The following is a 22,171-nucleotide window of genomic DNA, read 5'->3' as shown; positions in this document are numbered from 1 at the left end:
CCCGGCTGTATGCGCGAGGTTACCGACTGCGGCCTGAGTTTTTTAAGTGACGTAAAATCGTGTTGAGGCCAACGCCCATAATGCGGGCAGTTGCCCGGCATCCAACGCCATTCATGGCCATATCAATGATTTTCTGGTGCGTACCGGGTTGAGAAGCGGTGTAAGTGAACTGCAGTTGCCATGTTTTACGGCAGTGAGAGCAGAGATAGCGCTGATGTCCGGCAGTGCTTTTGCCGTTACGCACCACCCCGTCAGTAGCTGAACAGGAGGGACAGCTGATAGAAACAGAAGCCACTGGAGCACCTCAAAAACACCATCATACACTAAATCAGTAAGTTGGCAGCATCACCGAAAATTGCAATGGCTCAGCTCCTGCGCAGGCGAATAATTCGTGGGCATGCTCTGTGGTCATTAGACCTTCTGGACAGAAAGGGGCAAACGGTGCATGTAAGTCCTGCCACTCGCCGTATTCCCCCGTAAGCGTGGTGCCGGAGAACATCAGTGCGCCCAGTTTCCCAGCCCGTTTGGTCTGCTGCGTGTGGGTCAGCGGTAGAGTGGGGCTCTGCCCTTCAATAGCCGAGCGCGCCCAGTTAATGCACACGCTGATGTCATATCCGGCTATCGCGTCCAGCACGTTGTCTAACGGTAAAAATCCTTTGCGTGGCGCGGGGCCTGTCATGGCATCGCAATGTTCCAACACCAGATCACAGGACCAGTCCCAGCGGGTAATGTCTTTCAGCGAACGAGCAAACGCGTCGGTGGCCTGAGCGACGTTCGGGTTGCCCGCCAGCGGGGCAGCATGCAACTCCAGTGCAATCACTTTTCCGCCGTTGGCCGCATTGATATGGTTGATTTTCTGCTGCAGATGACGGTAATACGCCACGCAGGCTTTACGCTGTTCTTCATCGCTGGAGGCCAGCCCGAAACCACCATTAATACCGCGACGGCGCATGGTTTCCATAATGGCCGTGACCACGATTTGCCAGTCGCCCGGCGTATGGCGTAATAACCATTCGTCGCCTAACGGGTGCAGATGTTCAAGACAGGGCTGCTCCAGTCCGCGAATATCCGGGGTATCGGAGAGTTGTCGCCAGAATTCCTTCTCTTCCTCTTCACTCTTTTGGTGAAATGAGGGTGCACAGGGGTACGCACCGATAATATAACCGGTAGTGTTAGCTTTCATTTTTTGTGCTCCTTTTATAAAACTGAAATAGCAACCTTCACGACTATTTTGCGGATCGGTGTGGCGACAGTTTTATGACATGCTGGACGATGAACATCCTGCGGGAAAAATATGGCGTAACTTCCCGGAATCATTTCAATAAAAGATTCATGTTCGCTGGCGTGATAAAAAATAATATCGCGCTGTTCTAATAGCGATTCACTGATTTGGTTATTCCCGGTATCAATGGCAATCCCGATTTTCTCTTCACCCCAGGCCAGAAACTGAATATCCAGATAGCGGCGATGCACCTCAGGACGATTTTCGGCAACGTCACGCGTGGTTAAATCAATAATTTGCGCGAAGATATTTTTACCGTCGATCTCCACCACGCCCGGCTCCAGTTTGCGAAAATCTGCGGTGCGCAGAAAGTCGAGCGCCCTTTCAATCGCAGCAGGCAAATGGCATGGGTTAGGTTGAGCAATATGTCCGAAGATCATGGTGTTGCTCCTTACAGGGCCTGAATTTTTGCCCAGACGCTGTCGTCAACGGTGATACCGTTCCGGCGATTTTCTTCCAGTAGCTTTGTAAACTCGTGGCCCGGCAGACGGACAGGCGTGTTTTCATCTGCGCGTTCGGCGGTGGTGATGAAATCCATAATCCGCTGTAGCTTGGCATCACGGGTGGCGCCATCAATCAGCTTATCCACTTCAATGGCGATAAATATCTGTGAAACGCCATATTCATCGCTATTATCCTGGGTGACTTCCGCAACGGAAGAGCCATCAGAAAGCAGAGTGGCAATCATATCCAGCACAATCGACAGACCTGAACCTTTCCAGTAACCCATTGGCAATATGCGGCGGTTTTTTTCTATAACGCCCGGCTCTTTGGTGAGATTGCCTTCATCATCAAAGCCACCATCTACCGGCAGTTCGCGACCGGCCAGGCGATTCACTTCCAACATGCCGTAGGAGAACATCGACATCGACATATCAACCATGGTGATTGGCGATGAGGGGATCGCGACGATCAGTGGGTTAGTGCCAATGCGGCACTCTTTCGAACCCCACGGCGGCATGACAGCAATCGAGTTAGTCCAGCAGATACCGATGTAACCTTTCTCCGCCGCCTGCCAGCCATAGCTGCCGCCGCGCATCCAGTGGTTGGCGTTACGCAGTGCGACCAGGCCAATACCGTGATCGGAGGCCAGCTCAATGGCTCTGTCCATCATCTTTTTCGCCGTCAGATTGCCGATCGAACGCTGAGCATCCCATTGTTCAATCGCCCCCAGGCTGGTAATGCGTTGCGGTTTGGCCTCAGGAATGATGTCGCCGTTATCCAATTGCTGAATAAAACGAGGAAAACGATTCACACCGTGCGAATAAACGCCGGACTCGGTAGTGCGCGCAAACATTTCGGCACAGGCATCGGCGGTTTCAACGGCAATACCGCGTGCCAGCAGTACCCGATTGAACGCATCTTTCAACTGCTCAAAAGTGACTTTCATTCCTGTTTCCTTGTTTAAATTTGATCGCTTTTTTATCTCTAAATTTCACTATGCGAAATCTGATTTCAAATATAGCGATCAAATTTTGACAGATCAACGGGGTGGTCTATTTTTTAAAATCATCAAAATCAAATAGTTGTGTTTTTTCGGTTCAGATCGTGAACTGAAACACACTTTGCGCTACCATCAGAGCGCGACGAAAAGGGGAGCGGAAGCGATGGGCACAAAAGAGAGTGAAATGACGCAAGACAAAGAGAGGCCAGCCGGAAGTCAGAGCCTGTTCCGTGGTTTGATGTTGATTGAGATTCTGAGTAACTATCCGAATGGGTGCCCATTGGCCCATCTGTCTGAACTGGCCGGGCTGAACAAAAGTACTGTGCATCGACTCCTGCAAGGGCTGCAGTCCTGCGGATATGTCACGCCTGCACCTGCTGCGGGTAGCTATAGGCTGACCACCAAATTTATCGCCGTTGGGCAGAAGGCGCTGTCGTCACTGAATATCATCCATGTTGCCGCTCCGCACCTCGAAGCGTTGAATATTGCTACTGGTGAAACAATCAACTTCTCAAGCCGTGAAGATGACCACGCGATTCTGATTTATAAGCTGGAACCGACGACGGGCATGCTGCGTACTCGCGCTTATATCGGTCAACATATGCCACTGTATTGCTCCGCGATGGGTAAAATTTACATGGCGTTTGGGCATGCGGATTATGTGAAATCTTACTGGGAGAGCCATCAGGATCTTATTCAGCCGCTGACCCGCAATACCATTACCGGTTTACCAGCGATGTACGACGAATTGGCGCAGATCCGCGAAAGCAGTATGGCGATGGATCGGGAAGAGAACGAATTGGGCGTTTCCTGTATTGCCGTGCCGGTGTTTGATATTCATGGTCGGGTGCCGTACGCAGTGTCAATTTCACTCTCTACCTCGCGACTTAAGCAGATAGGGGAAAAAAATCTACTCAAGCCGCTACGGGAAACCGCGCAGGCCATTTCAAATGAGCTGGGTTTTACCGTTCGCGATTAGGCACATACCAGGCGTCGTTCAGGCACCTGACACTATTTAACCGTTTCCCCTGTCCGATCAAAGCGTCAGGGGCGGTCTCTCTGGCACTCTGTGGTTTTCACGCAGAAGGAGGGGGCAATGAACGCGTTTATTATGGCGGATGCGGCAAAATGTATTGGATGTCGTACCTGTGAAGTTGCCTGTGTCGTCGCGCATCAGCAAAACCAGGACTGTGCGTCGGTCTCTTCTTCTGCGTTTATCCCGCGGATTCGGGTAATTAAAGACGACGCCTTTACCACGGCGGTCGCCTGCCATCAATGCGAAGACGCTCCCTGTGCGAATGTTTGTCCAACTCACGCCATTCGTCGTGAACATGGGCATATCTTCGTTGAGCAGGCACGTTGTATTGGTTGTAAAAGCTGTATGCTGGCCTGCCCGTTTGGGGCAATGAATGTCGTTGCCCGTTCGTCGCGGGTGCAGGCGATAAAATGCGATTTGTGCTGGCATCGCGAGGCGGGACCAGCGTGTGTAGAAGCCTGCCCGACCAGTGCGTTGCAGTGTATTGATGCCGTCAGTATTCAGCGCCAGCGCCTGCGTTCACAGCCACTGTGAAGTGAGCCCGACCCACACCTGGGTCGGGTTTGCGTTAGCCTTCCAGCCAGGCGCGTTCGATCTCTTCAGCCAGAATCTTCACGCCAGCTTCGATTTTCTCAGGTTCTGGTACGTAGTTCATCCGCATGCACTGATGGGTATGCGGCCAGGGTTTATCCAGACCTGGGAAGAAGTAGTCACCAGGAACCATCAGTACGCCGCGCGCTTTCAGGCGCTGATACAACAGTTCGGTGGTGATCGGTAAATCTTTGAACCATAGCCACAGGAAAATCGCGCCTTCAGGTTTATGGATAAGGCAACGATCTTCAGACAAGTAGCGGCGAATAATCGCAATCGTCTCCTGAACGCGCTGATAGTAAAACGGCTTGATAACCGTTTCGGACAGGCGCAGCAGATCGTTACGTTTAATCATCTCGCACATCATCGCCGGTCCCATCCCGCCAGGTGCAAGGCTGATGATGCCGTTCATATTGGTAATCGCAGTGATGATTTTTTCATTCGCGATAATGATACCGCAGCGGGAACCCGGCAGACCCAGCTTGGAAAGGCTCATGCACAACACAATGTTGGGGTTCCACAGCGGGCGTGCTTCGCTAAAAATGATGCCAGGGAACGGTACCCCATAGGCGTTATCAATCACCAGTGGGATCCCATGCTGGTTGGCCAGCCGGTCCAGCTTCATCAGCTCGTCGTCGGTGATCACGTTGCCTGTCGGGTTAGTGGGGCGCGACACGCAGATCATGCCCGTTTCTTCACCGATATTCAGGTGTTCAAAATCAACGTGATACTTAAATTGGCCTTCCGGTAGCAGCTCAATGTTCGGACGTGCTGAGACGAAGAGATCTTCTTCCAGCCCGGAATCGGCATAGCCAATGTATTCCGGCGCTAACGGGAATAACACTTTTTGCGTTGTTCCGTCAGCGCGGCGTCCGGCGAACAGATTGAATAAGTAGAAAAACGCGCTCTGACTGCCATTTGTCAGTGCAATATTTTGTGGTTCGATATCCCAACCCTGCTTCTCACGTAGCAGTTTCGCCAGTTCAGACAGTAGCTCGGTTTTCCCTTGCGGACCGTCATAATTGCAAAGCGCATCAGTGGCTTTGCCGTTTTCCAGCATATCTGTCAGCAGAGACTGGAAGTAATTTTGCATCTCTGGAATTTGCGCCGGATTACCACCGCCGAGCATGATGGCGCCTGGGGTGCGTAAACCGTCGTTGAGGTCCTCCATCAGGCGGGTGATGCCTGAATGGCGGGTAAATTTGTCGCCAAAAAGTGAGAATGTCATAGCAGGGGGTCTGTCGAACTGAGTAGTAAAGTGGCTAACCATAGCGCTACCTATGGCAGGGTGCAAATCAGGGGGAGCGGGCTGGGTTGATGTTTTATGCTACAGATGTTTACCTGGCTGGTTTTTTATTTTGTGTTGAGCTTCCCGCTGTATGCACAGCGAGAAGCCTGTTGGGATCAGGGCTGACCGGCCCACACCACCATCACCTTATCGTCGCCATGCTCGCGGATAAATCCGTATCCCTGCTTCAATGTCAGCGTGGTCTGTTTACCGGCACCGATGGCGGGATGTCTGGCCCGGAACTGACTGATGCGCTGCCAGTGAGCGACGCTGGCGGCAGATTTCCCGGTCACATCCGGCCAGTTCATTTCTGAGCGCGTACCCTGCAATGGGTCTGAACCTGTTGGTCCAAAGGGCCGGGCAGACTCGTCGCCGTAAAAGAGTTGTACCGCGCCTGGCGCCAGCAGCAATAGCTCGGCGGCTTTGTCTCCACCTTCGCGGAACAGACGCGTATCGTGCGAGGATAGATAGCTCAGAACGTTGAAATCTTGCAATTTTTCCGCCATCTGTTGCCAGGTGAGATCCATACTCGCCAGACAATCGACGGCCTTTGCCGCTTGCTCCTGATAGTCGAAATTGATCATCGCATCAAAGCCGTGACGGTAATAGTCGCTTTGCATCACGCCGTGACCCCAAGCCTCGCCGGTCATCCAGAAAGGTTTGTCATCAAGCGCTTTATCCGGGTTCGCTTTCTTCCATTCAACCAGTGCCGCGCTGGCCTGTGTTTTTAACTGCTGCCAGGCGGGAAGTTCGACGTGTTTGGCGGTATCGACCCGAAACCCGTCAATCCCGTAATCACGCACCCACTGGCTGAGCCAGTGGGTCAGATAATCGCGGGGCGTGTAACCAGCAATAGCTTTAGCGTGCGTATCCGGTTTGTGTTGATAAAAGTTTGGTAGCCCGGAAGGCGTGGTGGATTCGGTTTTCAGATCGGGCAGGAAAGCCAGCGACATGGTCAGGTCGTCAAAACCCGGATTGTCGTAATCGCCAATATCGGTGCGGATCCAGTTTTTCCCCCACCATTTTTCCCAGCCTGCTTTATCGCTGAAGTTGATGTAATCATTAAAGCTGTGCCAGCTTTGCCCGGCGGCTGGCTTCCAGTCCGTCCAGCGTTCACCGAGCGTGTTTTTCAGTTCATCGCCCGACAAGTACAGGGTCCCAAACTGATACTCCTGCATATCCGCCAGCGTGGCGTAGCCGGTATGGTTCATGACGACATCGAACAGGATGCGAATGCCGCGCTGGTGCGCACCGTCAACCAGCGCACGCAGGTCAGCTTCATTACCCATATTCGCGTCGAGCGTGGTCCAGTCCTGAGTGTAATAGCCGTGGTAAGCATAATGGGGGAAATCACCTTTGGTGCCACCGCCGACCCAGCCGTGGATTTGCTCAAACGGCGCGCTGATCCACAGGGCGTTGATGCCTAACTGTTGTAGATAGTCGAGTTTGCTGGCCAGACCGCGCAAATCGCCCCCGTGGAAAGTGCCAATTTCCTGCATGCCGTCGTTGCGACGCCCGTAGCTGTGGTCGTTGCTTGGGTCACCATTTACAAAGCGATCCGTCAGGACGAAGTACACCGTAGCGTTATGCCAGTCGAAAGCGGCTGGGGCGTCAGTTTCCGCCCGTTCCAGCAGCAACAGTCCGTTACTGGCTGCAGCAGGCTGTAGGGTAATCGACCCATTTTTTACCGTTGCCGTTTGCTGGCTGTAGAAATCACGTACCACGGCACCTTCCGGAAAGGTCTGGCTCACATCCAGTGTTAACGGCGAACCATCCCATTTCGGGCACTGGCGAATCTGGGTCGTGACAGGGTCAGCGGCGCTTTTTACCGAGAGCATCAACGTTGGCGTTCCGGAGCGGGTATCCACTTCCAGCGTGTAATCGCCGTCTTTGAATAAGCGCCACTGCGGCGGGGCGCCTTCACACGGTTTTAGCGACAGCATCTGGTTGAGTTTTATTGCATCAGCAGGCTGCCAGCACTGTTGGTCAAAATTCAGGATTAGAGGACGAGTACCCTTCGTCAACGCTGCATGGCTGACGAATTTACCCGTACCTTCCGCTTCGAAGGTGGGGAGTCCCTGAGAAGTCCATGATGAGGCGATGGCAATGCCGGGCATGAGCGCCAGCGCAACGGCGGCAAGTTTCATAATGCTGTCCTTGGTGCTGCGATTTTCGCCAGTTTGCCAGTGAAATCAGGCCGGAAACTCCTCCTTTGAGTCGATTCCGCCAGGAGGAGAAGTGAGGGTGAGCGATCGCGCGCAAAAAATGAACTTATTTTGCGATAACCTCCACATTTTCTTCGAATTAATAGCACCCTGAACCGTTAATGCGTGACATGGTTTCAGAATTGGACTATTCCTTTGGGTGCTCTTGACGGCTATTTTTGATATGATTTGAGATTCATCTCTCATTTTTGTGAAAAATATAAGGTGTTGGAATGTATAAATCCGACCAGGAGACCTAATGATATTGACTCCCATTCGACGATATGGGGCAATGATTCTTATGTTACTCACCGTTGCATTTTCGGGTGAGGTGCTGGCAAAGACACACACGGCGACAACGAGTCACAAGCCCCAGGTAATCAAGACAAGTAATACACAGGTAAGCAGTAAACAAGAGTATTCTCGCAATAGTGCAAAGAGTAGTTCACTTCCTGATTTGCGAAAATACCCTTCCGGAACACCAAGGAAAAAAGCGTTTCTCCGGACGGTTATGCCTTATATTACCAGTCAAAATGCTGCCATTACGGCAGACCGTAACTGGCTGATTTCAAAACAGTACCAGAACCGCTGGTCACCGACTGAGCGTACGCGTATGAAAGACATCGCGAAGCGCTACAAGGTGAACTGGTCTGGCAACACGCGTAAAATTCCGTGGAATACGCTGCTTGAGCGCGTAGACATTATCCCGACCAGTATGGTGGCAACCATGGCTGCGGCTGAAAGTGGCTGGGGTACGTCGAAGCTGGCGCGTAGCAACAACAACCTGTTTGGCATGAAATGTGGCAAAGGTCGTTGTAACAATGCACCGGGTAAAGTGAAAGGCTACTCACAGTTTGAATCGGTGAAAGAGTCGGTGAATGCCTACGTCATTAACCTGAACACGCATCCGGCTTACTCTTCTTTCCGTAAGTCACGTGCGCAGCTGCGTAAAGCCGATCAGGAAGTCACCGCTACCGCGATGATTCATAAGCTGAAGGGTTATTCCACTAAAGGACAGAGCTACAACAACTATCTGTTCGCAATGTATCAGGATAACCAGCGTTTAATCGCCGCGCATATGTAATTCTGTGTGCCGGATGGCGGCTTCGCCGCATCCGGCAATATTCCTCACAGCAACACTTCGCTGTTCACATCGCGATACTCTTTGGGCGTCGTGTCATACTCTTTCTTAAAGACCGAATAAAAGTATTGCAGAGACGGATAGCCGCACATCTGTGAAATTTCGTTGATTGAAAGCGTGGTAGAAATCAACAGGCTGCGCGCTTTTTCCAGCTTTTCGGCATGAATCACGGCGTGGATAGTCTCTCCGACCTCTTCTTTAAAACGCTTCTCCAGATTCGAACGAGAAATCCCCACTGAATCCAGCACTTGTTCAACCTTAATACCTTTACAGGCATGGTTGCGGATAAAGTGCATCGCCTGAATCACCGCCGGATCGGTTAATGAACGGTAGTCGGTTGAGCGGCGTTCAATGACGCGCACCGGAGGAACCAGTGTACGTTGCAGCGGCAGCTCTTCATTTGCCAGTAAACGATGTAAGAGTTTAGCGGCCTGATACCCCATCTGCCTGGCTCCCTGGGCCACGGATGACAGCGCCACCCGCGACAGATAGCGGGTTAGTTCTTCGTTGTCGATCCCAATCACACACAGCTTTTCCGGTACTGGAATATGCAGGTGCTCGCAGACTTGCAGGACGTGCCGTGCCCGCGCGTCGGTAACGGCGATAATACCGGTTTGCGGCGTTAGTGTTTGTAGCCAGTCCGCCAGACGATTTTGCGCGTGCTGCCAGTTTTCCGGTGCGGTTTCCAGCCCCTGATAGACAATGCCGCGGTACTTCTCTTTGGCAACCAGCTGGCAAAACGCATATTCACGTTCCGCGGCCCAGCGTTTGCCGCTTGAAGAAGGCAGACCATAAAACGCAAAGCGGTTAACCCCTTTCTCTTTCAGATGCAGGAAAGCGCTTTCTACCAACGCGTGGTTATCGGTGGCGATGTAATGTACTGGGGGATAATCTTGCTCCAGATGGTAGGAGCCTCCAACGCCGATAATGGGAACCTCCACATCGGCAAGTAATTGTGCAATGTCATCATCGTCATAATCAGCAATAACGCCGTCGCCTAACCAGTCTTTAATATTATCGATACGGGCGCGGAAATCTTCCTCAATGAATATATCCCACTCGGATTGCGATGCCTGTAAATATTCACCCACTCCTTCTACCACCTGGCGGTCATAGGCTTTATTGGCATTAAATAACAGAGTGATGCGGTGACGTTTATCAAACATAAGAACCTGTCCTGGAAAGGTTAACGTGGGCCTGTCGATACTAGCAAAATCGCAGGTACGACTGCTTGATGAAGCGTGACAAATTTCTTATTTGCCTGGTGCTACGCAAAATTCACATACTGCCAGTGGGATGACAATTGCCATTTTTTATCTGCGCATTACGGTTTTTTGTTTATTGGCTAACCTTCGATCGCGATCGCTTTTTTATTTCGTTTTTCAGAGCGTTTTTTTGGGAGCCAGCGCACGTTTGGGTATTCTCTTAATAGCGGTGTGAAATAACGTAATTGAGCAATAAATCAGGAAATTCCAGTATAGCTACATCGCAGTTTACTTACCGTATTACCTGATTATGGAGCTTATTATGCCGGCTTATTTTGACCAACTCGATCGTGTTCGTTTTGAAGGCACTCAATCCACCAACCCGCTCGCATTTCGCCATTACAACCCTGACGAAATCGTATTGGGCAAGCGCATGGAAGATCATCTGCGTTTTGCTGCCTGCTACTGGCATACCTTCTGCTGGAACGGGGCGGATATGTTCGGTATGGGCGCTTTCGATCGTCCATGGCAGCAGCCTGGTGAAGCTCTGGCGCTGGCGAAACGCAAAGCGGATGTGGCATTTGAGTTTTTCCACAAGCTGAACGTGCCTTACTACTGCTTCCATGACGTGGATGTTTCGCCGGAAGGTGCGTCTTTGAAAGAGTACAAAAACAACTTTGCGCAGATGGTTGATGTGCTGGCGGCAAAACAGGAACAGAGCGGCGTGAAGCTGCTGTGGGGTACAGCAAACTGCTTCACTAACCCACGCTACGGTGCGGGTGCGGCCACAAACCCAGATCCAGAAGTGTTCAGCTGGGCAGCCACGCAGGTGGTTACGGCCATGGATGCCACGCATAAGTTAGGCGGTGAAAACTACGTTCTGTGGGGCGGTCGTGAAGGTTATGAAACGCTGCTGAATACCGATCTGCGTCAGGAACGTGAGCAGATTGGTCGTTTCATGCAATTAGTCGTGGAACACAAACACAAAACTGGTTTCCAGGGCACTTTGCTTATCGAGCCGAAACCGCAGGAACCGACCAAGCACCAGTACGACTACGATGCGGCGACCGTGTACGGATTCCTCAAGCAGTTCGGTCTGGAAAAAGAGATCAAACTGAATATCGAAGCCAACCACGCTACGCTTGCAGGCCATTCGTTCCATCACGAAATCGCCACCGCTATCGCGCTGGGTCTGTTTGGCTCTGTCGATGCCAACCGCGGCGATGCACAGCTGGGCTGGGATACCGACCAGTTCCCGAACAGCGTAGAAGAGAATGCCTTGGTGATGTACGAAATCCTGAAAGCGGGTGGCTTCACCACCGGCGGCCTGAATTTTGATGCCAAAGTACGTCGTCAGAGCACCGATAAATACGATCTGTTCTATGGTCATATTGGCGCGATGGATACCATGGCACTGTCGCTGAAAATTGCGGCCCATATGATTGAAGACGGTGGCCTGGATCAGCGTGTGGCTAAACGTTATGCCGGTTGGAATGGTGAGCTGGGCCAGCAAATTCTGAAAGGCCAGATGACGCTGACAGAAATTGCGCAGTACGCTGAACAACACAACCTGGCGCCAGTGCACCAGAGCGGTCATCAGGAATTGCTGGAAAATCTGGTAAACCATTATTTGTTCGACAAATAACGGGTCTCTGAGAACGTCCGTAAGCCCGGTCAGCTAGCGCTTCCGGGCCTTTCTTTAAGGAACGATGCCTTATGTATATCGGGATAGATCTTGGCACATCAGGCGTAAAGGCCATTCTGCTCAATGAGCAGGGCGATGTGGTGGCTTCACAAACGGAGAAACTCACCGTCTCGCGCCCGCATCCGTTATGGTCAGAACAAGACCCTGAGCAGTGGTGGCTGGCAACGGATCGCGCGGTAAAAGCACTGGGTCAGCAGCATTCACTCCGCAAGGTGAAAGCGTTGGGGATTGCCGGGCAGATGCACGGTGCGACGCTACTGGATGAACAACAAAAGGTATTGCGTCCGGCTATCTTATGGAACGACGGTCGCTGTGCTGAAGAGTGCGTGATGCTGGAGAATCAGGTTCCGCAGTCTCGAGCGATCACTGGCAACCTGATGATGCCTGGCTTTACCGCGCCAAAACTGCTGTGGGTGCAACGCCACGAGCCGGAGATTTTCAACCAGATTGATAAAGTCCTGCTGCCGAAAGATTACCTGCGTTTGCGCATGACCGGTGATTTTGCCAGCGATATGTCTGATGCGGCAGGGACAATGTGGCTGGATGTCGCGAAGCGTGACTGGAGCGATGTCATGCTGGCTGCCTGTAAACTGACTCGCGCACATATGCCTGCGCTCTATGAAGGCAGCGAGATTACCGGAACCTTATTGCCAGACGTCGCCAAAGCCTGGGGAATGGAGGAGGTTGCGGTGGTTGCCGGAGGCGGTGATAACGCGGCGGGCGCGGTTGGCGTAGGCATGATGAATGCCGGTCAGGCGATGCTTTCGCTGGGGACATCCGGCGTCTATTTTGCGGTGAGTGATGGTTTCCTAAGCAAACCGGAAAGTGCGGTTCACAGTTTTTGCCATGCTTTGCCTGAGCGATGGCATCTGATGTCTGTAATGTTAAGTGCGGCATCGTGTCTGGACTGGGCGGCAAAATTAACCGGACTGGTGAGCGTTCCTGCGTTGATTGACGCTGCGCAACAGGCGGATGAACACGCGGAGCCGGTCTGGTTTTTACCTTATTTGTCCGGCGAGCGTACGCCGCATAACAATCCGCAGGCCAAGGGCGTTTTTTTCGGTCTGACGCATCAGCATGGTCCGGCAGAACTGGCACAGGCGGTGCTGGAAGGTGTGGGTTTTGCGCTGGCTGACGGTATGGACGTGGTACATGCCTGTGGCATTCAGCCCGCCAGCATTACGCTGATCGGCGGCGGGGCACGTAGCGAATACTGGCGTCAGATGCTATCTGACATCAGCGGATTGCAGCTGGATTACCGTACCGGCGGTGACGTTGGCCCTGCACTCGGCGCGGCGCGCCTGGCGCAAGTTGCCATGAATCCGCAAACGTCGTTATCAGAGTTACTGCCTCAGCTTACGCTGGAGCAGGCGCATTATCCTGACGCGGAGCGTCATGCTCGTTATCAACAGCGTCGAGAAACCTTCCGTCGTATCTATCAGCAATTACAACCGCTGATGTCCTGACCACTTTCCCCTCTGGCTAGCAGAGGGGAATTTGCCGCATGCATATATCCACAAAAATAATAAATTACACGTATGGATGTATTCTGAAAGTCCTGTGTAGTCGCTTTTTTCTGTGTTGTCTTTAGCGGGTTATTCATATTGTATCCATGATGGATAAGGAGATCCCAATGAAGACAACCAGGCTGTTGCCATGGATATTATTCCTCTCAGGCATACTGACTTACAGTATCGGTTTATGGCGCGCATGCCCGTTACTGAGCGGCAAGGGGTATTTTTTGGGGGCGCTGATGACGGGGATGTTCGTTACGTATGCCTATCAACGTGCAGTAAATCTCAATCAAATTGATGAACGCTTCGCTTCCGTGTGTCAGATGGTGGCGCTCATCACGATAGGGTTGTTGCTGGTGGGGGTGTGGAATGCCCCGTTGGCACCCTTTGAAATAGGGTTATACCCGGCAGCATTCTTCGTCTGTTTAATGGGGCAATTTTTACTGCAGCGTTCGCGTAATCAGGCGCTGCCTGGAGACACCTAACTCACCAGCCTGCGCGTATCGATACGTTGCAACAATACGGACAGCAGCAGGCTTCCCGCCAGCGTGGCGCTGAAAATCCACAGCATATCCAGCGGTGGCCAGTTTTTGAGTTCAATTCCGTTGGTACGTAGTGCGTGAATGATCAGCGCATGAAAACCATATATGCCCAATGAATGGCGAGAAATAAGGCCCAGTAGCGGCAGAGTACGTGTGCTGAGCGTATTTTTGACCAGCGTCAGGAGCGAGGCGGCGCAAATAAATACCGCTGGGCCGCAGTAGAGGTACCAGGTATCGGCAAAATTGCCTCGCCAGCGCAGTTCATGCAATGTGCCACGAGAAATAATAAATACTGCGGTAATAAATACCGTCGCACAGAGCCAGCTGAGCGCACGCTTTTGCGTATCCATCATGCCAATCGCCCGGCCCAGCATGCCGTACAGGATGTAATAGAAAGTATCGCCACTGATGTACAGGTTGACAGGGAGCCACTCAAAGCCGCCGATTTTTTGCGAGACGGTGTTGGGATTGGCAATCACCCCAATCACAACCATGAGCGCCAGTAGCATCTTGCCGCTGATATTTTTCACCTGTATCAGCGGAGAAACCAGGTAGATGACGGCGATCGCGAAGAAAAACCACAGATGATAGAACACCGGCTTTTGCAGCAGGTTCTTCAGCGACAGCTCAGCGTTGATCGAGGTAAACAGCAGGATATAGGCCAGCGCCACGCTGCTGTAAAACAGAATGCAAAGCGCGATGCGCAGGAAATGGCGCGGTTTGGCGCTACGCTCACCAAAGAACAGATAGCCCGAAATCATAAAGAACAGCGGAACGCTGACGCGAGAGGCTGAATTGAGCACGTTAGCCAGATCCCAATTCAACGGGCTGACGCTTTGCGCATTGGTGATGTACCAGGTTGTGGTGTGGATCATCACGACCATTAAACAGGCTATCCCGCGCAGGTTATCAATCCAGAAAATTTTGGGCTGCATCAGTTCCTCTGTGTCCATTAAAAAAAGTCTGACCGATATTTTGCGAACGTAGCTCACTGGAATAATCCGAGTTCTTACGCTAAAGCTTGAGATGGTCTGATGAGATTCTCAAAATAGGATCTGTTTCCAGACACTAATAATAAGACTGACCAGCAAACCAGGCGGTAATAAAATGATGATGAAGTATTTCTTTCCCGCGATCGCTGCCCTTTTGCTGGTAGCGTGCGCTGACACACAATCGTCTGCACCTGCGCAGAAAGCGCAAAAGGTTAAGGTCAGTGCCACGCGTTCGCTGGATATGGAGTCATTGTGCAAAAATGAGGCGGCGCAACGCTACAACACTGGCACGCAGAAAATTGATATCTCCGGCCTGGAACAATTCCAGGGCAGCTATGAGATGCGTGGTTCTACCTTCCGTAAAGAGAGTTTTGTCTGTTCTTTTGATGCAGACGGGCAGTTTTTGCACCTTTCCATGCGCTAAGTTCCCCCTTTTTCCCGTTTCGTACTGTATATCTTGCAGCCAGCGGGTATACTGATCGCTTCCTTTAAATCCACACGTATCCAGCACGAAATAATATGCAAAAGTTTGATACCAGGACCTTCCAGGGCTTGATCCTGACCTTACAGGATTACTGGGCTCGCCAGGGCTGCACCATCGTTCAACCATTGGACATGGAAGTCGGCGCGGGAACATCTCACCCAATGACCTGCCTGCGTGCGCTGGGGCCGGAGCCGATGGCGACTGCTTATGTGCAGCCTTCTCGTCGTCCGACCGATGGCCGCTATGGCGAAAACCCGAACCGCTTACAGCACTACTATCAGTTCCAGGTAGTGATTAAGCCGTCTCCGGACAACATTCAGGAGCTGTACCTGGGTTCTCTGAAAGAACTGGGTATGGACCCGACCATTCACGATATCCGTTTCGTGGAAGATAACTGGGAAAACCCGACGCTGGGTGCCTGGGGTCTGGGTTGGGAAGTGTGGCTGAACGGCATGGAAGTGACGCAGTTCACCTACTTCCAGCAGGTTGGTGGTCTGGAATGTAAACCAGTAACCGGGGAAATTACCTACGGTCTGGAACGTCTGGCCATGTACATTCAGGGCGTAGACAGCGTTTACGACCTGGTCTGGAGCGACGGCCCGCTGGGTAAAACCACGTACGGCGACGTGTTCCATCAGAACGAAGTGGAGCAATCCACCTACAACTTCGAATACGCCGACGTGGACTTCCTGTTCACCTGCTTCGAGCAGTACGAAAAAGAAGCGCAGCAGTTGCTGGCGCTGGAAAATCCGCTGCCGCTGCCTGCGTATGAACGTATTCTGAAAGCCGCCCATAGCTTCAACCTGCTGGATGCGCGTAAAGCCATCTCCGTCACCGAGCGTCAGCGCTATATCCTGCGCATTCGCACCCTGACTAAAGCAGTGGCAGAAGCTTACTACGCTTCCCGTGAAGCCCTTGGCTTCCCGATGTGCAACAAAGACAAATAAGAGGCGGCCATGTCTGAGAAAACTTTTCTGGTGGAAATCGGCACTGAAGAGCTGCCACCAAAAGCACTGCGCAGCCTGGCTGAGTCCTTTGCTGCAAACTTTACCGCGGAGCTGGATAACGCTGGCATCGCGCACGGCAACGTTGAGTGGTTCGCCGCGCCGCGTCGTCTGGCGCTGAAAGTCGTGAATCTGGCGGAATCTCAACCTGATCGCGAAGTTGAAAAACGCGGTCCGGCCATTGCCCAGGCGTTTGACGCTGAAGGCAAACCGAGTAAAGCGGCAGAAGGTTGGGCACGTGGCTGCGGCATCACGGTTGATCAGGCTGAGCGTCTGACTACCGACAAAGGCGAATGGTTGCTGTACCGTGCGTATGTAAAAGGCGAAAGCGCAGAAACGCTGCTGCCAAACATGATCGCCACGTCACTGGCGAAGCTGCCTATCCCGAAACTGATGCGCTGGGGCGCGTCTGATGTCCACTTCGTGCGTCCGGTTCACACCGTGACCCTGCTGCTGGGCGACAAAGTGATTCCGGCAACGATTCTGGGCATTCAGTCCGATCGCGTGATCCGCGGGCACCGCTTTATGGGCGAGCCGGAATTCACCATCGATTCTGCCGATCAGTACCCGGAAATCCTGCGTGAGCGCGGCAAAGTAATTGCGGATTACGCTGAGCGTAAAGCGAAAATCAAAGCCGATGCTGAAGAAGCGGCGCGTAAGATTGGCGGTAACGCTGATCTGAGCGAAAGCCTGCTGGAAGAAGTCACCTCGCTGGTGGAATGGCCGGTAGTGCTGACCGCGAAGTTCGAAGAGAAATTCCTCGCAGTTCCGTCTGAAGCGCTGGTACACACCATGAAAGGTGACCAGAAGTACTTCCCGGTTTACGCGAACGACGGCAAACTGCTGCCGAACTTTATCTTCGTTGCCAACATCGAATCGAAAGATCCGATCCAGATTATCTCCGGTAACGAGAAAGTCGTTCGTCCGCGCCTGGCGGATGCCGAGTTCTTCTTCAATACCGACCGTAAAAAACGTCTGGAAGACCATCTGCCGCGTCTGCAAACCGTGCTGTTCCAACAGCAACTGGGTACGCTGCGCGACAAGACTGACCGTATCCAGGCTCTGGCGGGCTGGATTGCTGGTCAGATTGGTGCTGATGTTAACCACGCAACGCGTGCTGGCCTGCTGTCCAAGTGTGACCTGATGACCAACATGGTCTTCGAGTTCACCGACACCCAGGGTGTGATGGGCATGCACTACGCACGTCACGATGGTGAAGCGGAAGATGTAGCCGTGGCGCTGAACGAACAGTATCAGCCGCGTTTTGCCGGTGATGACCTGCCGTCGAATCCGGTAGCTTGTGCCGTGGCGATTGCCGACAAGATGGACACCCTGGCGGGTATCTTCGGTATTGGTCAGCATCCGAAAGGCGACAAAGACCCGTTTGCGCTGCGTCGTGCTGCGCTGGGTGTGCTGCGTATTATCGTTGAGAAGAACCTGAATCTGGATCTGCAAACGCTGACCGAAGAAGCGGTTCGTCTGTATGGTGACAAGCTGACCAACGCCAACGTGGTGGATGACGTTATCGACTTTATGCTCGGTCGCTTCCGCGCCTGGTATCAGGACGAAGGTTACACCGTCGACACCATTCAGGCCGTACTGGCACGTCGTCCGACTCGTCCGGCTGATTTTGACGCACGTATGAAGGCGGTTTCGCACTTCCGTACGCTGGAAGCCGCGTCCGCGCTGGCTGCCGCGAACAAGCGTGTATCGAACATCCTTGCGAAGTCTGAAGAGACGCTGAATGACCGCGTGAATGCGGCGACGCTGAAAGAGCCGGAAGAAATTGCGCTGGCAATGCAGGTGGTTGTGCTGCGCGATAAGCTGGAGCCTGTCTTCGCTGCCGGTCGTTACCAGGAAGCGCTGGTTGAGTTGGCAGAACTGCGTGAACCGGTTGATGCGTTCTTCGAGAAAGTGATGGTCAACGTAGAAGATAAAGATCTGCGTATTAACCGTCTGTCTATGCTCGAAAAACTGCGCGAGCTGTTCCTGCGCGTGGCGGATATTTCTCTGCTGCAGTAATGGCCCTGCGCTGACTTAGAAAATGCCGGATGGCGGCTTCGCCTTATCCGGCATTTTTTTATGTTATTAGCGCAACTGCAATTTTGTCAGACAGGTCTGGCTGTCTTCCATCGTCTTAATAGGATACTTCGCCGTTTTACCGTTGTAGCTCACTGCGATGGTGCCTTCCATATTGCGCGGTAGCCATACCCCGACAAAGCCATTACGGCCGCTCTTCATCGCTTTTTGTACCACCACATCACCCTTGTTATCCGTCACTTTGACATTGAATGTCTTCTCCGGCATTTCGCCCTGGCAGCCAGAAAGGCTGTGGTTGAAGCAAGGATGTGTTTGCCATTCATACGGGGCAAACGACAGATAGAACTTGTCACCGAGCGGCAGGGTATAAACCTGATCGCCCGAAGAGAGCTTCAGCGCGGTGCTGGTGATGGACGCTGAGTACGGCAGCGGGCGACTCTGCGGTGATTGATCGATCGTTTCTACGATTTGTTCGACGGATTTCCCGCTAAGTCCGTGTTCGGCCAGAAAAGTAGCTTCCGGCGTTGCCGCGAACGCAGTACCAGTGGTGAGCAAACCTAAAATCAGCAGCAGTGAGGATTTCGACATAGCTTCAATTCCTTGTGAAAATTGTGGAATATAGACTGGCTCACTATAAAGCTTGCCCTTAGGGAAAGGTCAAAGGGGCGACGGGTAAAGTAATGCAAAGAAGCGTTTAGGTGGGATGTGCTGCGAAGTACAGATAAAAAAAATCCCCGCCGTTTGGCAGGGATTCAGAATTTTTGAGCTTTTTAAGCTTACAGGCTGGTTACGTTGCCAGCTGCCGGGCCTTTAGCGCCGCTTTCGATGGTGAAGGAAACTTTCTGACCTTCGTCCAGAGATTTGTAGCCATCGTTCTGGATAGCAGAGAAGTGTACGAACACGTCTTTAGAGCCATCGTCAGGAGTGATGAAGCCGAAACCTTTGTCAGCGTTGAACCATTTTACGATACCAGTCATTTTACCGGACATAGTGTATTACCTTTTAAAAAATAAGTGTGCCTTTCGGCGATATGGCGTGCTTTACAGATTTTTTAACAGTAAAGGAAATGCTCACTACGAAGGGTATCAACGATAACTCTTGAAGGGACTTGCCTTACTAACTGCTGTAATGGTCTGTACGTCAAACCGTTGAGGGCATTAACTCATTTTACGCATGTGGATGCAACTACTATTTTCTTTTTTGTGGATAACCTTCGTAAGAGAACGGCCCTGTAACAGGACCGTTCTTAAGCAAAATTGAAAAATAGTTCAATCCATCAGTTGCTTACTTAACCTAGGGTCTGCCTGAATCAAGCGCATTAACTTCAATTCGGTAGTGGAAGGCTTTACGCGTTTAGACTCCCATTCATGAACCATCGCGACCGTCACGCCCATCACTCGGGCAAAATCATCTGTTTTTAAACCTGTCCCTCGTCGTAGCTGTTCAAATTCGGTGAAAGGGTTGGTTTTTTGCGGCAGAGTGACCGTCTGCGATACATCTTTAAAAACAATCTGCTCCAGACTGCTTAGCAGTTCAAACATAGGATCTTTGTATTCCATTGAGAACTCCTACAAATCACACAGCGGGATCGTGAATTTCTTCGAAGCTCATTAAGAGTAGTCGGAAAAAATGAAGCCGGATTTAAGGTTTGTGTGATGGATTCGTTTCAGCGGATCGCAGGTGATAATCTTTTGCTGGCTAACGAACTGATAAAGGTCGGGATCTCCGAACGATCGATTCCGATTGTAAAGATGACTAAAATATGACGCCGAGTGGTAAATGCAGCATTGTTTAGCAAAACGAACGGTGGTGGGAACGGTTATTTTCCCCCACAAGATTACGCGGAAAGGGTATCTTGCGGGGCTGACCTGGACTATCCTTGTCAACGTCAGGCACGCGGGTGTCGTTGTGCGCATTTTTGGGTGAAAGGAGTATTAAAATGGCGACAGGTAAGTCCTGCTCTCGCTGGTTTGCGTCTGTTTTGGCGCTCTTAATGGTAGTTGGCCTGAGTGGGTGTTTTGATAAAGAAGGCGATCAACGCAAAGCGTTTATCGATTTTCTGCAGAATACTGCAATGCGTAGCGGAGAGCGTTTACCAACGTTGACCGCCGATCAGAAAAAACAGTTTGGCCCGTTTGTGTCCGATTACGCGATTCTGTATGGCTATTCGCAGCAGGTTAATCAGGCGATGGACTCCGGTCTGCGCCCGGTGGTTGATAGCGTAAATGCGATTCGTGTTCCTCAGGATTATGTGACTCAGCGTGAACCGCTGCGTCAGGCAAATGGTGCGCTAGGTGTATTAGGGCAACAGTTGCAGAATGCGAAACTACAGGCAGATGCTGCGCATGGCGCGCTGAAGCAGGGCGAAGATCTGAAGCCGGTCTTTGATCAGGTGTACAACAAAGTTGTTACTGCACCAGCAGAGGCCTTACAGCCGCTGATCCCTGCCGCGCAAATTTTCACGCAGCAGTTGGTGCAGGTTGGTGATTTTGTGGCGCAGCAGGATACGCAGGTGAGCTTTGTCGCCAACGGTATCCAGTTCCCAACGTCACAGCAGGCAAGTCAGTACAATACGCTGATTGGCCCGTTGGCTGCTCAGCATCAGGCATTTAATCAGGCCTGGACTGCTGCGGTGAATGCCGCTCAGTAATTAAGATACGGTAATACATGAAAGGCCGGGTGAGCGTAAGCGCACCCGGCCTTTTGTTTATGATGCGACCTGCGGGTTTACGCAGTTCTTCTCAACGCGTCCTTGCAGCGCATCGATTAAGTTATCCACCGCACAGGCCGCCATGTTGTAGCGCGTTTCGTGCGTGGCTGAACCAATGTGCGGTACGGCCACCACGTTGGGCAGTGACAGCAGCGGTGAGTCTACCGGTAATGGCTCTTGCTCAAATACATCCAGGCCAGCGGCATGAATTTCGCCTTTTTGCAGGGCGGCAATCAACGCTTTTTCATCGACCACCGGGCCACGTCCGGCGTTAATGAAAATGGCGGAAGACTTCATTTTGGCAAACTGCTCGGTGCTGAACAGATGATGCGTTTCGTCGGTTAACGGCAGGATCAGGCAGACAAAATCAGACTCCTGCAACAGCGTATCGAGGTCGCAGTAACGTGCATTAAAGCGTTCTTCTGCTTCCTGATGATGACGGCGCGCATTATAGAGAATCGGCATGCTAAAGCCGAAATGCGCACGTTGTGCCAGCGCCAGCCCAATGCGGCCCATACCGACAATCCCCAGCGTTTTGTGGTGTACATCGGTACCAAACCAGTCCGGTCCGATACTTTTGGTCCATTCGCCGACCTTTACCCGTTCGGCAACTTCCACTACGCGGCGAGCGGTGCTTAACACCAGCGCCATTACCGTATCGGCGACGGTTTCCGTCAGCACGGTTGGCGTGTGCATCAACAGCACCTTACGCGCGTTGAGGGCATCGACGTCGAAGTTGTCATAGCCTACGGAAATCGTAGATGTCGCACGCAGCCTGGGCATTTTCTCCAGCAGAGCGGTATTGACGGCTTCACTGGAGCCCAGCAGACCTTCTGCATTGGCAAAAGCGTCGGCGTGCTGTGCGACCGTTTCCGGGCGCAGGTTAGGCACCTGAGTCACAGTAAAATGTTCTTCCAGGCGATGCAGTAAATCGTCAGGTAACGCTTTATAGAGAATAATGGACGGCTTCATGCGAATCTCCGTAAGTT

20 protein-coding genes and 2 pseudogenes are annotated in these 22,171 nt (G+C 52.1%); 10 read left to right on the top strand and 12 right to left on the bottom strand.

Annotation, left to right across the window (positions count from 1 at the left end):
• The 4 genes and pseudogenes from OGX92_RS15250 to yiaK all read right to left on the bottom strand — a co-directional run.
• Positions 1 to 295, bottom strand: a pseudogene (locus OGX92_RS15250) (IS1-like element IS1A family transposase); the annotation flags it as partial.
• Positions 296 to 349: 54 nt separating this feature from the next.
• A pseudogene (locus OGX92_RS15245) lies at positions 350 to 1,183 on the bottom strand (DUF4862 family protein); the annotation flags it as partial.
• A 14-nt stretch (positions 1,184 to 1,197) separates the two neighbouring features.
• Positions 1,198 to 1,662, bottom strand: coding sequence for a YhcH/YjgK/YiaL family protein (locus OGX92_RS15240; RefSeq protein ID WP_003827357.1), 465 nt, complete (start codon positions 1,660 to 1,662; stop codon positions 1,198 to 1,200).
• An 11-nt stretch (positions 1,663 to 1,673) separates the two neighbouring features.
• Positions 1,674 to 2,672, bottom strand: coding sequence for a 3-dehydro-L-gulonate 2-dehydrogenase (gene yiaK, locus OGX92_RS15235; RefSeq protein ID WP_003827358.1), 999 nt, complete (start codon positions 2,670 to 2,672; stop codon positions 1,674 to 1,676).
• A gap of 217 nt (positions 2,673 to 2,889) precedes the next feature.
• On the opposite strand from yiaK, the gene yiaJ reads away from it, so the two are divergent.
• Both yiaJ and OGX92_RS15225 read left to right on the top strand, forming a co-directional pair.
• The gene (gene yiaJ / locus OGX92_RS15230; RefSeq protein ID WP_003827359.1) at positions 2,890 to 3,705 is read left to right on the top strand and encodes an IclR family transcriptional regulator YiaJ; all 816 of its coding nucleotides are present in this window, start codon (positions 2,890 to 2,892) and stop codon (positions 3,703 to 3,705) included.
• Positions 3,706 to 3,822: 117 nt separating this feature from the next.
• On the top strand, positions 3,823 to 4,296 hold the full coding sequence (locus tag OGX92_RS15225; RefSeq protein ID WP_003827360.1) for a 4Fe-4S dicluster domain-containing protein: 474 nt from the start codon (positions 3,823 to 3,825) through the stop codon (positions 4,294 to 4,296).
• Positions 4,297 to 4,330: 34 nt separating this feature from the next.
• Here OGX92_RS15225 and avtA read toward each other — a convergent pair whose 3' ends face one another.
• Entirely contained in the window at positions 4,331 to 5,581 is a 1,251-nt protein-coding gene (gene avtA, locus OGX92_RS15220) for a valine--pyruvate transaminase (protein ID WP_353622209.1), read from the bottom strand.
• Between the two features lie 176 nt (positions 5,582 to 5,757).
• Positions 5,758 to 7,788, bottom strand: a complete 2,031-nt coding sequence (gene malS / locus OGX92_RS15215; RefSeq protein ID WP_286586744.1) for an alpha-amylase — start codon at positions 7,786 to 7,788, stop codon at positions 5,758 to 5,760.
• A gap of 316 nt (positions 7,789 to 8,104) precedes the next feature.
• On the opposite strand from malS, the gene OGX92_RS15210 reads away from it, so the two are divergent.
• Positions 8,105 to 8,929, top strand: a complete 825-nt coding sequence (locus OGX92_RS15210) for a protein bax (RefSeq protein WP_003827364.1) — start codon at positions 8,105 to 8,107, stop codon at positions 8,927 to 8,929.
• Between the two features lie 44 nt (positions 8,930 to 8,973).
• Here OGX92_RS15210 and xylR read toward each other — a convergent pair whose 3' ends face one another.
• On the bottom strand, positions 8,974 to 10,152 hold the full coding sequence (gene xylR, locus OGX92_RS15205) for a D-xylose utilization transcriptional activator XylR (RefSeq protein ID WP_286586743.1): 1,179 nt from the start codon (positions 10,150 to 10,152) through the stop codon (positions 8,974 to 8,976).
• 361 nt (positions 10,153 to 10,513) lie between these two features.
• On the opposite strand from xylR, the gene xylA reads away from it, so the two are divergent.
• The 3 genes from xylA (at position 10,514) to yiaB (ending at position 13,895) form a co-directional block, all read left to right on the top strand.
• On the top strand, positions 10,514 to 11,836 hold the full coding sequence (gene xylA, locus OGX92_RS15200; RefSeq protein WP_063941889.1) for a xylose isomerase: 1,323 nt from the start codon (positions 10,514 to 10,516) through the stop codon (positions 11,834 to 11,836).
• Between the two features lie 71 nt (positions 11,837 to 11,907).
• Positions 11,908 to 13,362, top strand: a complete 1,455-nt coding sequence (gene xylB, locus OGX92_RS15195) for a xylulokinase (protein WP_003827367.1) — start codon at positions 11,908 to 11,910, stop codon at positions 13,360 to 13,362.
• Between the two features lie 167 nt (positions 13,363 to 13,529).
• Entirely contained in the window at positions 13,530 to 13,895 is a 366-nt protein-coding gene (yiaB, locus tag OGX92_RS15190) for an inner membrane protein YiaB (RefSeq protein ID WP_003827369.1), read from the top strand.
• Here the strand turns inward: yiaB and OGX92_RS15185 are convergent.
• Positions 13,892 to 14,887, bottom strand: a complete 996-nt coding sequence (locus tag OGX92_RS15185) for an acyltransferase (RefSeq protein ID WP_003827371.1) — start codon at positions 14,885 to 14,887, stop codon at positions 13,892 to 13,894. The genes yiaB and OGX92_RS15185 overlap by 4 nt on opposite strands.
• A 172-nt stretch (positions 14,888 to 15,059) precedes the next feature.
• Between OGX92_RS15185 and OGX92_RS15180 the strand changes: the two genes are divergently transcribed.
• From OGX92_RS15180 to glyS, 3 genes are all read left to right on the top strand, one after another.
• The gene (locus OGX92_RS15180) at positions 15,060 to 15,368 is read left to right on the top strand and encodes a YsaB family lipoprotein (RefSeq protein WP_003827372.1); all 309 of its coding nucleotides are present in this window, start codon (positions 15,060 to 15,062) and stop codon (positions 15,366 to 15,368) included.
• Between the two features lie 95 nt (positions 15,369 to 15,463).
• On the top strand, positions 15,464 to 16,375 hold the full coding sequence (gene glyQ / locus OGX92_RS15175) for a glycine--tRNA ligase subunit alpha (RefSeq protein WP_001168551.1): 912 nt from the start codon (positions 15,464 to 15,466) through the stop codon (positions 16,373 to 16,375).
• Positions 16,376 to 16,384: 9 nt separating this feature from the next.
• On the top strand, positions 16,385 to 18,454 hold the full coding sequence (glyS, locus tag OGX92_RS15170; RefSeq protein WP_003827381.1) for a glycine--tRNA ligase subunit beta: 2,070 nt from the start codon (positions 16,385 to 16,387) through the stop codon (positions 18,452 to 18,454).
• A gap of 66 nt (positions 18,455 to 18,520) precedes the next feature.
• Here glyS and cueP read toward each other — a convergent pair whose 3' ends face one another.
• The 3 genes from cueP to OGX92_RS15155 all read right to left on the bottom strand — a co-directional run bounded on the left by cueP (position 18,521) and on the right by OGX92_RS15155 (position 20,031).
• Positions 18,521 to 19,060, bottom strand: coding sequence for a copper-binding periplasmic metallochaperone CueP (cueP, locus tag OGX92_RS15165; RefSeq protein ID WP_003827382.1), 540 nt, complete (start codon positions 19,058 to 19,060; stop codon positions 18,521 to 18,523).
• A 188-nt stretch (positions 19,061 to 19,248) separates the two neighbouring features.
• On the bottom strand, positions 19,249 to 19,461 hold the full coding sequence (gene cspE / locus OGX92_RS15160; RefSeq protein WP_000014594.1) for a transcription antiterminator/RNA stability regulator CspE: 213 nt from the start codon (positions 19,459 to 19,461) through the stop codon (positions 19,249 to 19,251).
• Between the two features lie 279 nt (positions 19,462 to 19,740).
• Positions 19,741 to 20,031 carry an HTH-type transcriptional regulator gene (locus tag OGX92_RS15155; protein ID WP_003827383.1) on the bottom strand — a complete coding sequence of 97 codons (291 nt, stop codon included), beginning with the start codon at positions 20,029 to 20,031 and terminating at the stop codon, positions 19,741 to 19,743.
• 380 nt (positions 20,032 to 20,411) lie between these two features.
• On the opposite strand from OGX92_RS15155, the gene OGX92_RS15150 reads away from it, so the two are divergent.
• Positions 20,412 to 21,122, top strand: a complete 711-nt coding sequence (locus OGX92_RS15150; RefSeq protein ID WP_286586742.1) for a DUF3053 domain-containing protein — start codon at positions 20,412 to 20,414, stop codon at positions 21,120 to 21,122.
• A 57-nt stretch (positions 21,123 to 21,179) separates the two neighbouring features.
• Here OGX92_RS15150 and ghrB read toward each other — a convergent pair whose 3' ends face one another.
• Entirely contained in the window at positions 21,180 to 22,154 is a 975-nt protein-coding gene (gene ghrB, locus OGX92_RS15145) for a glyoxylate/hydroxypyruvate reductase GhrB (protein ID WP_063941887.1), read from the bottom strand.
• Positions 22,155 to 22,171: the final 17 nt, after the last annotated feature.

Origin of the sequence: Citrobacter sp. Cpo089, from assembly GCF_030332695.1 — a bacterium.
Taxonomy (GTDB): Bacteria; Pseudomonadota; Gammaproteobacteria; order Enterobacterales; family Enterobacteriaceae; genus Citrobacter; species Citrobacter portucalensis.
This window is presented reverse-complemented; position numbering and strand designations above follow the sequence as displayed.